This is a genomic window from Thermogemmatispora tikiterensis (assembly GCF_003268475.1).
Lineage (GTDB): Bacteria > Chloroflexota > Ktedonobacteria > Ktedonobacterales > Ktedonobacteraceae > Thermogemmatispora > Thermogemmatispora tikiterensis.
In genome coordinates this window covers 5764835-5777011 of sequence record NZ_MCIF01000002.1, presented here as the reverse complement: position 1 = coordinate 5777011, position 12177 = coordinate 5764835, and the positions used below count along the sequence as shown (strand labels likewise).

Sequence of the window (12177 nt, the reverse complement as noted above, 5' to 3'; positions counted from 1 at the left end):
CCAGCTGGCCCTGTCGACATGGCAGCGGTTGTCTGCGGGAAGGGCACCCCGCCAGCCAGGCCTGTCGCTGAGGCCGCTTCTTCCCCGGCTGGCACTTCCCGAGCTAATTGGTACATTTGACTATCTTACTCCCACAGGAGTAATGATACACTGCCCCGGTAAGATAGTCAAGTGTACCAACCAACTGCAGTGCTTGCGGCGCGGCACAGACAGCTGCTGTGCCGAGAAGCGCAAGCGCAAGGAGTTGTCGTCTGACTCCCCCTCTGCTTGCGCGTCGGCAGTATCAGCTCCAGCCCAATCCAAGGTGGGGCGAGAGCGCTTCCTGCTTACTCATCTTGCCCCTACTCAAGAGCCACGGCCCTCGATTATCATGTTAGGAGAATGAGCAGCAGAGAGCGCGACCGGCAGGTTGGTAAAGGCGCCCACGAGTAAAAGGGCGGACTGGCCGATCGGGAAGCGCTCTCAGCATTGCAGGTCTGTCAGGGCAATAGTTACGAGGGAGTCTGGTATGGGTTTGCTTATTCGTCCAACATCAAGGCTGGCCCAGGCTGAGGAGCCGCAGGCCCGGTTAGCCGTGACCCCTGCCTCGGCTGGCTGGCAGTATGTATCGTTTACGGTTTACCACCTGCGCTCGGGCCAGCGCCTCCGTGGGACAGCAGAAGGTCAGGAGACTCTGGTGCTGATTCTGACGGGCGTAGGCGCAGCCTGGCTGAACGGCCAGGCGCTGGGGGAAGTAGGCGAGCGCCTGAGCGTCTTTGACGACCGCTCTCCCTACGCCCTTTATCTCTCTGTCGATGGGCATTACGAGATCATCTGTCGCTCCGAGGCGATGGAGATCGCCGTTGCCGCGGCGCCTGCAACCGAGCAGCATCTGCCGGCGCGGCTGATCGGGCCTGCCGATATCAGCCTGGAGATTCGTGGCTCCGGTCAGACCGAGCGCCGCATTCGTCATATTCTGGACACCGACCAGGAGGCTGAGCGGCTGATCGCCGTCGAGGTGATTACTCCGGGCGGCAACTGGTCATCGTTTCCCCCCCACAAGCACGATAGCGAGAATCCGCCGCACGAGTCCTATCTTGAGGAGACCTATTATCACCATATCCAGCCGGCGGACGGCTTTGCCATTCAGCGTGTCTACACCTACGACGGGCTGGACGAGACCATGACGGTACACGACGGCGAGCTGGTGCTGGTGCCGCGCGGCTACCATACGGTGGCGGCGGTGCCGGGCTGTGACCTGTACTATCTCAACGTCATGGCCGGGCCACGTCGCGTCTGGCAGTACCAGGTCGATGCGGCTTTTCGGCGTCTGCTGCCTCCCTCTGGCTCGATTATGGGCACTGTGCTGCGCCCGGGTTCGGGGACCTCGGTTCGCAGCAGCTGAGGCCGGCACCAGAGGGTCTGGCAACCAGGTGCCAGGCTGGGGCCAGCCAGCTCGGAAAGTGGGAAAGGAAGAGTAAGTGACAGGAAAGGATGCCACGATGGGAGCAACGACCGCATTACTCGGGATCGACCTGGGCACGAGTGCCGTCAAAGCGGTCATCCTCGACCTGGAGGGGCGCCTGCTGGGCGAGGGTCGGGCTGAGTACGCCCTGTTGACGCGGCGGCCAGGCTGGGCCGAGAGCATCCCCGCCGACTGGTGGCGCGCGACCCGGCTGGCCGTGCGCGAGGCGCGCGAGCGAGCGCCGCAGTGCCGGATCGCAGGTGTGGGCCTGGCCGGCCAGATGCACGGCGTTGTCATGGTGGCAGCCGATGGGCAGCCAACGCGCGCTGCCATGCTCTGGCCCGACCGTCGCGCCGAGAAGGTCCTCGCCCGGTTTCGCGCTCTGCCCAGCGCCTTGCGGCAGCGCCTGGCCAACCCGCTCGTGCCGGGCATGGCCGGCCCTCTACTCTGCTGGCTTGCCGAGCATGAGCCAGCCTGCTACGCGCGCTCTGCGCGGGCGCTCTTACCTAAAGACTGGCTGCGCCTGCGTCTGACGGCGCGCCGCTCGACGACAGAGGTGACAAGCGGCCTGGTAACGGAGGCCAGCGATGCCTCGGCGACGCTGCTCTACGACCTGCCGGCTGATCGCTGGGCCGAGGAGGTCATTGCCGCTCTGGGCTTGCGCTTCGACCTGCTGCCCCCGCTGCTTCCTTCGGCGGCTCAGGCCGGTACCCTCTCTTCGGAGGCGGCGGCGGCTTTGGAGCTGCCCAGCGGCCTCCCCGTCGCCACTGGAGCCGCCGATGTGGCCGCCGCTCTGCTGGGCGCGGGGGTCCTGGCGCCGGGCACGCTCTTGCTAAGCCTGGGAACGGGAGCGCAGCTAGTGCTGCTCTGCGAGGAGCCGCAGCCCGATCCTACCCTGCGTACCCACCTCTATCGCGCTGCCGACGGACGTCACTGGTACCGGATGGCGGCAGTCCAGAATGCCGGGCTGGTCCTCGACTGGCTGCGGCGTCAACTGCACGCCGAGTGGTCGGAGGTCTATGCCAGCCTGGAGCAGGTCCCGCCAGGGGCCGAGGGCCTGACCTTTCTGCCCACGCTGACCCCCGAGCGTCCCCACTACAACGGGCCGCAGACAGGGGCCTTTGTGGGGCTACGCCTGGAGCACAGTCGCGCTCACCTGCTGCGCTCCGCTCTGGAGGGAGTAGCCTGCGGTATCCGTCTGGCCCTGGAGCGTCTTCCCGGAGCCGGTGAGGTCAGCAGCCTCCTGGTTGCTGGTGGCGGCAGCCTGCACCCAGCCTGGCGCCAGCTGCTCGCCGATCTTCTGGGTCGCCCTCTGCTGTCGTTGGAGGCGGCAGAGACTACCGCTCGGGGGGCGGCTCTCCTGGGTGGCCTGGCTGCCGGCGTCTGGAGCGAGGGCCAGGAGCTGGCCCGGCTGGCTCCGGCCCGCAGTGTGGTTACGACACCAGGCGAGCAACAGGCCCGCTGTGCTGCGCTCTATGCACGCTATCTGGAGCTGCTGGCGCGCGGGCGTGAGACGGGTACCCCCCTGGGGCCGTGACTGGCCTGGTCTGCCTGACCCAGCTCGCTCAGGGTGGGCGTATTCAGATCAGGCCGGCTTGCGCCCCCAGGCCACCACGGCCACCACCAGGCCGCGGAAATCGTCGGCCTGCATCTCTGCCAGGGCCTGCTGGGCCAGACGCTCTAGCTCTTCTGCGGTAGCCAGGCCCATCTGAATCAGAAAGGGGCGCGAGACCTCGAGCAAAATCATGACGTCCTTGAAGAAGCTGTAGTGAGCCGGCGATTCGCTGGACCAGTCCAGGGCACTGGCCCGCAGACGCACCTGCTCGAAGCCAGCCTGGCGCAGGAAAGGTGCCAGTTGTGGGGTGATGCCAATATGACGCCCGTCCGGGGAAAAGCTCTGGCCGGCGCGTTTGAGGGCCTGAAAGCCTAAGGCGAAAAAGCGCTCGGTCGCCTCGCTGTTGGTCAGCGGCCCCTCGGTGTCTGTGAGACAGAGAACGCCGCCAGGTTTGAGCAGGCGCCAGCACTCTTTGAGCAGCTCAGGCCAGGCCGCTGGCAGCATGAAGCTGCTTAGCAGACGACCGTTGATGACATCAAAGGAGGCGTCGGGGAAAGACATCGGCTTCATGACATCCATCACCAGGAAGCTGGCGTTCTCCAGACGCCGCGATTGGGCCTGGGCGCGCGCATATTCGATCATGCTCGCGCTGATATCGACTCCGATGAAGTCAGCCTGGGGATAGAGAAAGGCCCCCTCCAGGACCCAGCCCCCAGGTCCACAGGCCAGGTCGAGGACACGCCCCCCCTGCGGGAGAGCCAGCTCTTCGGGGAAGATGCCCCCCATTGCCTCGATCGCCAGACGATTCTGCTGCATGAGGCGCGCCAGCTCGGCGGCCTGCTCGGTATCAATATGATAGGTTGAGCCTGCGCCGGCCTCTTGCCCGGCCACGTCCTGCTCATCAGGGGAAGCCATGACTTTGCTCTCCTCTTCGCTGCAATGACAGCATTTCGCTCAGATGATGAGACCACCCTCCGCAGCGGTAGCAACGCCACCAATTTCGTGCTATGCTGCCCAAGATCTCTTCAGAGCCTGTCTGCTGGGCGGTCCCGCCTGTTTTGCCTCTTTGCTTCAGGATAGCAGAGCAAGGTCGTGCCTGGCAAGTCTCAGCCCAGTCTGGCCTGGGTCTGGATCTTGAGCCGGGCAGCAGAAGCGGCGGGCCAGCCACTCAGCTCTGGGGATCGAGCAAAATCTTGCCGTGGGCCTGCCCTTCCGCCAGAGCCAGCAAGCCATCAGGAACGAGGCGCTCCAGCGGAATCACACGATCGATGACCTGCTTTGCCAGCTCCTCCCGACTCAGAAGGGCCAGGGCTTCGGGCAGATCGACGGGGCTGACATGGGCGTTGGTCGTGAGCAGCTCTATCTCGCGCACGACCGCTGCATGCAGATCCAGAGCCCGTGGCTCGGCCTGAAGGCCCACGAGTAAGACACGCCCACCGCGCTGGGCTGCAGCCAGGGCCAGCGCTGGGGCCGAGGCAGCCCCCGAGGCTTCGATCACCAGCTCCGGGCCTTCGCCGTCGGTCAACTGTCTCAGCGCCTGCAGCACATCCTCGGCACCGGCCTGGACCAGCTGGCTGGCCCCAAGTACAGCCGCCCGCTCCAGTCGTCGGGCATCAACATCGACAGCGATCAGCAGGGCAGGTTCCAGGGCGCGAGCCGCCGCCTCATCGCTACAGCCCTCTGGCACCGGATAGCACATCCCTGCGCCGACCGCTACCCGCTGACCAACAGCCAGCTCTACCACTCCAGGGCCGAGGGCCACAACGCGCCCCATGAACTCATGGCCCAGAATCAGCGGTCCCTGATGGCCGCTGAAGGGATGGCGCTCCTGCAGAGGCGCAAAATGTGGTCCATAAAGGTGTGCCGCCTCCTCTGGCTCTCTGCCGGCGGTTGACATGGCAGTCTCTCTCATGCTATCCTCGCCTTGCGAGGCCTCAAGGCACTGACCTGTGAGTCAGCAACGGCTTCACCTCACCCGGCGGGGGACAGGCGGGTCAACCCAGCCGCAGTGCTGTCCTGTCCTACGGGGCAGTGGGCTGCCGTCAACCAGCCCCGAAGCCCGGGCCGACGAGGCTGCGGGCAAGCCCCTGGCTTGAGCCAGGGGTCGTTGACGTAAGAACTCTGCCACGTCGGTGCCACAGATGCCCGCACGCAGCACCTGCAATAAGACCTCGCCCTCGCCCGGCGTTCCCGGTTCGGGGACCTCTTCAATGCGCACATCCCCACGATCATAATAGCTCGCTGCCTTCATGGCTGCCGACCTCCTCTCCCGCTCTTTATCTATTCCTATCCTTTTTCTTGCCTTTATCGCCTCATAGCCCCAACCCCGAAGAGAGACCTAACCTAGACTGTCAAGCGGCGTCCCCGCACGCGACGCACCAGGCCCATGACGCCATAGGGGGCCAGGAGTGCCACCAGAATCAGGATGATTCCAAAGACCACCCGGTCAAACTCCGGTGGGATGGTGGACCCGAGAAATGGCAGTTCCCCGGCCAGAATGCGCAGTACCTGAGCCGTCACCAGCATCAGCGGTACCCCAATCACCGGCCCCTGCCAGGTGCCCAGACCTCCGACCAGACTCATCAGCACCACATCGATGGAAATGTCCAGACTAAAGGTCCCTTGCGGCTCAATATAGCTCGTATGGAAGGCATAGATCGCCCCGGCAACGCCAGCCAGAAAGGCCCCCAGCAGCAGGGCCTGCGTCTTCAGCCAGGTCGTATGCACTCCCAGGATCTCCGCCGGGTCCTCATCTTCACGGATGGCCACCAGGGCGTAGCCAAAGCGCGAGCGTTCGATGATGAAGGCCAGCAGCACCGCCAGCAGCATCAGGCCCAGAAAGGCGTAGTAGAAGATCTGCTCGTTTGTAAAGGGGTCGAAAGGCAGCGATGGCATATAGATTCCGCTGGCGCCGCCCGTAATGTCCAGGTTCGTGACCAGCACCTGGGTCAGGAAGCTGATAATGAGAGTCAGGATCGCAAAGTAGACCCCACGCAGGCGCAGCGCCGGCACACCCACCAGCAGCGCCACCACTGTCGCCATCACTCCTGCCAAAGGAATGGTCAGCAAAGGATGGACATTGTACTGCGTGCAGAGGACCCCGGCGGTATAGGCGCCAACGCCAAAAAAGGTCACCATCCCGAAATTGAGATAGCCGGCGTAGCCTCCCAGAATATTCCAGCTCTCCGCCAGCAAGATATACATAAAGACCGCAGAGAGGGTCGTCACCCAGTCCAAAGGGATCAAGACGCCCAGCACCGCCAGCAGACCCACTGCCGCCGCCGCACCCAGTCCGCGATAGAGCCAGCGCCGCCAGCGTGTCCTCGCCGTCACCTGTTCAAGCAGCGCGCTACTCATAGTAATCATCCTCCCGCTCGCTCTCGTTTTGTCCTCTCTCCTGAGAGGGCGCTTCCTGGCGCCTTACCTCTGCCTCTCTGTCTGCCTCACAGCGCGCGACTCTGGCTCCCAGCCAGGCCCTGGCCACGCACCAGCAGCGCGACCACCAGCAGCAGGTAGACAATGAAGTAGACATACTGGAAAGGGAAGAGGACGCTGCTCACGGTCTCGATCAGACCGATCAGCAGGCCGGCCAGCAGCGTATTGCGGATGCTACCCAGGCCGCCGATGACCACCACCAGAAAGGCCCAGGCCAGCCAGCGATAGTGGTCCTGCGGATCAAAAGGAAAGATCATCGCCAGTACTACGCCTCCAACGCCGGCGGTCGCCGTAGCCAGACCAAAGACCAGCAAGGAGAGGCGATCGGTATCAATGCCCGAGATGCGGGCCGCATCGCGATTCTGGGCCATGGCGCGGATGGCCTTGCCGTAGAGCGTCGAGCGCAGAAAGGTATCGAGGAGCCAGACGAGGACCAGAGCAATGGCGGCGGCAATCAGTCGTGGCACAGCGATGGCAATGCCAGCGAGGGTCAGGGAGGCATTGGTATAGCTCACCGAGAGCACCTGCGTATCGGTCGTCCAGCGCAGGATCGCCGCCCCTTCGATAACCACCAGGACCCCAAAGAGCACCAGCAAGCCCGTCGTCTGCGAGGTACGCGCCACACGGCTGATCAGTAGCCGCTCTAAGAGAACCCCGATCAGGAAAAAGACTGGCACAGCAATGACGGCGCTGATGATGGGGTCAAGGCCCAGGCGCTGCAGCAGCTCTAAGGCCAGATAGGAGCCAAGCATGATGAGCGTGCTGTGAGCGACGTTGACCACGCCCATAATGCCCAGCGTCAGACTCAGGCCGAGCGAAATCAGAGTATAGACTAGGCCGAGCAGCAGGCCATTGATCAGCGCCTGCACCAGCAGCGACAGGCTGATCGTTGTCAGCATAGCGCTTCTCCTTCTCTTCTGCTCTTCCCGCACTAAAAGCGCAGCCAGCTCTTGATCAGGGCCTCCAGTCGGTCCTCAAAGGCACCGCGCTCGCCCTCCAGATTGTTGCGACCATATTCCAGCGTGTAGATATAATCGGCCAGGGCCACGGCGGCACGCACGTTCTGATCGACCAGGAGAATGGTACGCTGCTCTTCCTTAAGGCGGGCAATCTCCTCATAGACCTGATCGACGATGACAGGCGCCAGGCCCACCGAAGGCTCATCGATCAGGATGACACGCGGATCGGCCACCATCATGCGCCCAATTTCAACCAGGCGTTGCTGACCACCGCTCAGACTGCCAGCCTGCTTCTGGCGCCACTCCTTGAGCAAAGGATAGCGCGCGTAGACCGCCTCCAGCGCAGCGGCCAGGCGGCGGCGATCGCGCCCCAGGAGCCAGCCGCCGATCTCCAGGTTCTCCTGCACAGTCAGCTCAGGAAAGACCGAGCGTCCCTGCGGCAGCAGAGCCATACCCAGAGCCAGGCGTCGCTGAGGCGGCACCGTGGTGATCTCACGTCCGTCGAGCAGGATTTGCCCGCTGCGCGGCCTGAGCAGGCCATAGAGAACGCGCAAAGCTGTCGACTTGCCTGAGCCATTTGGCCCCAGCAGCACGGTCACTTTCCCCGGACGCGCATTAAGGCTGACGTTGTTCAAGACCAGGTCGTGACTATAGTAGCCGGCAGTGACTCCGCGCATGCTCAAGCCAGCGTTGGCGTTCGACGCCAGTCCATTGGGCGAGGGCGCGCCAGAGCCTGCCGGCACGTCGGCGGCGTGCCTCATCATGACGGATGCCCTCCTGCCTGTTCAAAATAGGAAGAAGACGAAACTGGCGACGAGGGCGAGGTCTGGATCTGGGCCTGCCCCCCGGCATGGCCCAGATAGGCCGCGATCACATCGGGGTGCTCGCTGACCTCCTGCGGGCTACCGCGGGCGATGATTCGCCCATAGCTCATGCAGATGATGGTCCGCGCCAGGCTCAGCAGGTCGGGGATCTCGTGGCTGACAATAATAAAGGAGACCTGGCGCTCTTGCTGCGCCTCGCGGATGCGCTCCAGCAGCAGGGCCTTGATCTCGGGATGGACGCCACCAAACGGTTCGTCCATCAGCACGAGCCGCGGCTCTGTCATCAAAGCCCGAGCGAACTCTAACAGCTTCTGCTGGCCGCCCGACAGCTCGCTGGCCGGCAGAGCCTGATAGCGCTCCAGGCCGACAAAGGTTAGCAGCTGGCGCGCTCGCTCCTGGGCCTCGGCACTATGTACGCGGGCATGCACCAGCGACACCAGCATATTCTGGGTGACGGTGAGCGTGTGGAAGACGCGCGCATTCTGAAAGGTGCGGCTGATCCCTAACAAGGCTAGTTGATGGGGACGCAGGTTGCGCGTTGGGCGGCCCAGATAGCGGATCTCGCCGCTATCGGGTCGATAGAGGCCATTCAGCGTATTAAGCAAGGTGGTCTTGCCGGAGCCATTTGGTCCAATCAGCCCCAGAATGGTGCCAGCCTCCAGCGCAAATGAGACGCGTTCCAGCGCCACAATGCTCCCGAAGCGTTTCGAGAGGGAGTCGACCTGCAAGACAGGTTCCATCGTTGCTCTCCCGTTTCGACTCGACAGCGTGCCAGAGGGAGGGCCTGTCTCCTGGCGTCAGTCCCAGGCCAGGAGACAGGCCCTCCCGCCATAGGCGTCGCTACTGCAGTTGTGGCTTGGCAGTAGCCCGACTGGGTGGCCAGACTACCTCGTTCTTGCCGTTGAGATACTGCACCAGCACAGCATTGTAGCGAGGCATGCCGTACTGATCGAAGGTCAGCGGACCATTGACGGTGTTGAAGCGATGGCTCAGGACATAGGCCCGCAGCTGCTGCTGATCAAGTGTGCGTGCTCCCTCAACCGCTTGCTGCATGACCTGCAGAATGGTCATGGCGACGGCGGCGTACTGGCTGAAGACGGTTTCGTGCCGCACCTGCTGCAGCATGGTAAAGAGGTCGTTGATGCCGTCGTAGCTGTCGCTAGGCACAGCCATCGCCGTGGAGAAAATGCCCTCACCTGCAGGCCCCAACTGGGCCCAGTAGGGCAGCGAGGTCACCAGCGAGCCGCAGGCGCAGTAGATCTTTGGCTTGAAGCCGAGCGAGTAGGCGGTACGCGCGATGAGGGCCGCCGGGTTGGGCAGCGAGAGGGCGAAGAAGAGATCGACCTTGGCCGCTTTGGCCCGCTGGATGAGGCCGCTGACGTCGGTGGCCGTGGGCGGATACTCTTCATTGAGGACGATCTGCATTCCGCGCTGCTTGGCGAAGTTGATGACCCCACCCTGGCCCTGGTAGCCATCACGCACGGCCAGGGTAAAGGGATTCTGCTCGGTAACGATACCCACGCGCGTGGGTCGCTCGCTGGCCGGCAGGGAGTCGATCATCTCGAAGACGCCGCGACTGTAGTCAGGCTCCTGGTAGGTATAGGAGCCAATCATCCATTGGCTGCTCTTGAAAAGCTTGATGCCCACAAAACCGCCATTCCAGAGGATCATGTGGTTGGCGGCGGCAATCGGCAGCACGGCCCCACCAATGGCCGTCGTATAGGGCGAGAGCAGAAGGTTGACCTTGTCCTGGTGAATGAGCCGCTGGTAGAGGCTCTGAGCGGTGGCCGGATTGCTCTCGTCGTCGTAAATAATCATTTTGACGGGATGGCCAAGCAGGCCGCCGTGGCTGTTGACCTGCTGGAGCCAGTAATCATAAGTGGCCTTGTAGTCAGCTGAGGGGCCGGCATAGGCTCCGGTCAGGCCGAGGGTGCCACCGATGACGATCGGCTGACCCGCTGGCGGCAGCCCATTCGATGAGCTGGTGCTGCTGCCAGCGTTCTGGGCGGCGCTGCAACCGGTCAATATCAGAACCAGCAGCACGGTTGTCGTGACGAAGAGACGAAAAGACTTCATGTCGTCCTCCTTACGCGACGCCTCGCGACAGAACAGCCGGGCTTGCCCGTCTCCGGCGGAAAGTCACCGTCCCCCCGGGCAGGTGGGCGCCTCTGCTCCATAATGTCTGTCCGCGTGGACGGCCCGAAATAGATTGCGCGCCATAAATCGCCCGATCCTGCTCTGCCCGACTGAGGGCCTGCCACAGAACAACGCTGTTCTTGTCGCTGCTCTGCAATGCTCTGCTTCAGTAAGGCACCAGTGAAGACAAAAACAGCTCCTGCTCGGTATTTAGTTTGTTCTTCTTTCTATCGACCTCCGCTCCTGGCAGTTGTCGTATGTGAGTGAGATCGCCGGCCCAAGCGAGGGGCCTTGCGACGAGGAGCCGGCTTCAGGCCAGCAGCTCCAGCGGCTCCTCCAGCAGCTCGGCCAGGGTAGCCAGGAACTGAGCCCCGCGGGCCCCATCGATGACGCGATGGTCGCAGGAGAGGCTCAGCAGCATAGTGGGCGCGACCACCGGCTGACCGGCGACGGCGATGACGCGCTCGCTGATGCGCCCTACAGCCAGGATGGCGGCCTGGGGCGCATTGATGATGGCGTTGAAGGCGTCGACGCCATACATTCCCAGGTTGCTGATGGTAAAGGTCCCTCCCTGCAGATCCTGGGGACGCAGGCGCCGGCTGCGCGCCCGTTCGACGAGATCCTTGCGTGCATTCACCAGGGCCGACAGGCTCAAGCGATCAGCCTCGTGGATGACCGGCACCACCAGCCCTTCATCGGTGGCGACGGCCAGGCCGATATTGATTGCTTCATGACGAACCAGGCGCCCATCTTGCCAGGAGGCGTTGATCTGGGGATGGGTCCGCAGAGCGGCGGCCACCACACGCACGAGCAGATCAGTATAAGTGACCTCGGGCGAACAGCGCCGCTGCATGGCTTGATGCCAGGCGAGCAGCCGCCCTGCCTGGACCTCACGCAGCAGGAAGAAATGCGGCACCTGCTGCCAGCTCTGGACAGTGCGCTCGGCCATGAGGCGCCAGACCTGGCTCAGCGTCGTTGTCGCCGCTGTCTCCTCGCTCACCTGGGTCGGCTGGGGGGCGACAGTAGTCGCTCTCCGCTCTGCCTGGATGGAGGCGGCAGCCAGGACGTCAGCAGCCAGGATCGCCCCCTCGGGGCCACTGCCGAGACCAGTGCGGGCAAGGGCCGCCAGATCCTGCCCCAGCTCAGCCGCCAGACGCCTGGCCTTGGGCGAGGCCGCCAACAGACGCGTTTGCCCGGACGAGCGCGCAGCAGACCCGCTCGTTGTCGGCTCTTGTATGCGATGGCTGGCCAGATAGGCCAGGACATCCGCCTTTTGAATGCGCCGCCCCTGGGGCTGGAGCTGACGCAGATCGACCTGATGCTCGGCAGCGATGCGCGCAGCCAGAGGAGAAACCAGCCTCCCCGAGCCGCGCGTATGCTCGTCCGTGAGCGCAGGGGAAGGGGGTTCCACTGTGAGCGGGCTGGTACTGGTCGGATTGGAAGCTGCCGCTGGCCTGACCGCCTCGCCGGCGTCCCTCTCTTCTCGATGCTGCTGCTCACGCTCAGCCGGCTGGCGCGCTGCCGCTGCCGTCGAGGCAGGCCCAGCCAGGGGCTGCTCACTGGGAGCCAGAATCAGGGCAATCTGCTGCCCCACAGGAATGTCCTCCCCCTCTCTGGCCGTGATCGCGCTCAGCAGACCCGAAGCTGGTGCCTCCAGCTCGACGGTCGCTTTATCTGTCTCAATCTCAGCCAGCGGCTCGCCCTGGTGCACCGGCTCGCCCTCGCGCTTGAGCCAGCGCAGAATCTTCCCTGTCTCCTGGGCCATTCCTAACGCGGGCATGATGACCCTGGTCGCCATCAGTGCACTCCTCTGCTCTTCTGTTG

The 12177-nt window shown here is 63.8% G+C and carries 11 protein-coding genes; 2 read left to right on the top strand and 9 right to left on the bottom strand.

Features of this window, described 5'->3' with window-relative positions:
• The first annotated feature begins 508 nt into the window (after positions 1-508).
• Both iolB and A4R35_RS23035 read left to right on the top strand, forming a co-directional pair.
• Positions 509-1384, top strand: coding sequence for a 5-deoxy-glucuronate isomerase (iolB, locus tag A4R35_RS23040; protein WP_112433671.1), 876 nt, complete (start codon positions 509-511; stop codon positions 1382-1384).
• A gap of 76 nt (positions 1385-1460) precedes the next feature.
• The gene (locus A4R35_RS23035) at positions 1461-2981 is read left to right on the top strand and encodes a xylulokinase (RefSeq protein ID WP_223258458.1); all 1521 of its coding nucleotides are present in this window, start codon (positions 1461-1463) and stop codon (positions 2979-2981) included.
• Positions 2982-3029: 48 nt separating this feature from the next.
• On the opposite strand, the gene A4R35_RS23030 is transcribed toward A4R35_RS23035, so the two are convergent.
• The 9 genes from A4R35_RS23030 to A4R35_RS22990 form a co-directional block, all read right to left on the bottom strand.
• Entirely contained in the window at positions 3030-3914 is an 885-nt protein-coding gene (locus tag A4R35_RS23030) for a class I SAM-dependent methyltransferase (RefSeq protein WP_112433667.1), read from the bottom strand.
• Between the two features lie 253 nt (positions 3915-4167).
• Entirely contained in the window at positions 4168-4911 is a 744-nt protein-coding gene (locus A4R35_RS23995; protein ID WP_146747313.1) for a zinc-binding dehydrogenase, read from the bottom strand.
• Positions 4912-4965: 54 nt separating this feature from the next.
• Positions 4966-5250 (bottom strand): hypothetical protein, encoded by a 285-nt coding sequence (locus A4R35_RS23020; RefSeq protein ID WP_112433665.1) that lies wholly within the window; start codon positions 5248-5250, stop codon positions 4966-4968.
• 92 nt (positions 5251-5342) lie between these two features.
• The gene (locus A4R35_RS23015) at positions 5343-6356 is read right to left on the bottom strand and encodes a branched-chain amino acid ABC transporter permease (protein WP_189362228.1); all 1014 of its coding nucleotides are present in this window, start codon (positions 6354-6356) and stop codon (positions 5343-5345) included.
• A gap of 86 nt (positions 6357-6442) precedes the next feature.
• Complete coding sequence (locus A4R35_RS23010; RefSeq protein ID WP_112433661.1) at positions 6443-7333, bottom strand: branched-chain amino acid ABC transporter permease; 891 nt, start codon at positions 7331-7333, stop codon at positions 6443-6445.
• A gap of 32 nt (positions 7334-7365) precedes the next feature.
• Entirely contained in the window at positions 7366-8157 is a 792-nt protein-coding gene (locus A4R35_RS23005) for an ABC transporter ATP-binding protein (RefSeq protein WP_112433659.1), read from the bottom strand.
• A complete protein-coding gene (locus tag A4R35_RS23000; protein ID WP_112433657.1) occupies positions 8154-8957 on the bottom strand; it encodes an ABC transporter ATP-binding protein in 804 nt (267 codons plus the stop codon). The genes A4R35_RS23005 and A4R35_RS23000 overlap by 4 nt, the downstream gene beginning before the upstream one ends.
• A 100-nt stretch (positions 8958-9057) precedes the next feature.
• Positions 9058-10293, bottom strand: a complete 1236-nt coding sequence (locus A4R35_RS22995; protein ID WP_112433655.1) for an amino acid ABC transporter substrate-binding protein — start codon at positions 10291-10293, stop codon at positions 9058-9060.
• Between the two features lie 370 nt (positions 10294-10663).
• Positions 10664-12151: a dihydrolipoamide acetyltransferase family protein gene (locus tag A4R35_RS22990; RefSeq protein ID WP_112433653.1), complete on the bottom strand. Its 1488-nt coding sequence runs from the start codon at positions 12149-12151 to the stop codon at positions 10664-10666.
• Between the last annotated feature and the right edge of the window lie 26 nt (positions 12152-12177).

Excerpts from the sequence above, each read along its gene's own strand:
- A4R35_RS23005 (WP_112433659.1), bottom strand. The coding sequence starts at position 8,157 with ATGATGAGGCACGCCGCCGACGTGCCGGCAGGCTCTGGCGCGCCCTCG.
- A4R35_RS23020 (WP_112433665.1), bottom strand. The coding sequence starts at position 5,250 with ATGAAGGCAGCGAGCTATTATGATCGTGGGGATGTGCGCATTGAAGAG.
- A4R35_RS23015 (WP_189362228.1), bottom strand. The coding sequence starts at position 6,356 with ATGAGTAGCGCGCTGCTTGAACAGGTGACGGCGAGGACACGCTGGCGG.
- iolB (WP_112433671.1), top strand. The coding sequence starts at position 509 with ATGGGTTTGCTTATTCGTCCAACATCAAGGCTGGCCCAGGCTGAGGAG.
- A4R35_RS23000 (WP_112433657.1), bottom strand. The coding sequence starts at position 8,957 with ATGGAACCTGTCTTGCAGGTCGACTCCCTCTCGAAACGCTTCGGGAGC.
- A4R35_RS22990 (WP_112433653.1), bottom strand. The coding sequence starts at position 12,151 with ATGGCGACCAGGGTCATCATGCCCGCGTTAGGAATGGCCCAGGAGACA.
- A4R35_RS23995 (WP_146747313.1), bottom strand. The coding sequence starts at position 4,911 with ATGAGAGAGACTGCCATGTCAACCGCCGGCAGAGAGCCAGAGGAGGCG.
- A4R35_RS22995 (WP_112433655.1), bottom strand. The coding sequence starts at position 10,293 with ATGAAGTCTTTTCGTCTCTTCGTCACGACAACCGTGCTGCTGGTTCTG.
- A4R35_RS23010 (WP_112433661.1), bottom strand. The coding sequence starts at position 7,333 with ATGCTGACAACGATCAGCCTGTCGCTGCTGGTGCAGGCGCTGATCAAT.
- A4R35_RS23030 (WP_112433667.1), bottom strand. The coding sequence starts at position 3,914 with ATGGCTTCCCCTGATGAGCAGGACGTGGCCGGGCAAGAGGCCGGCGCA.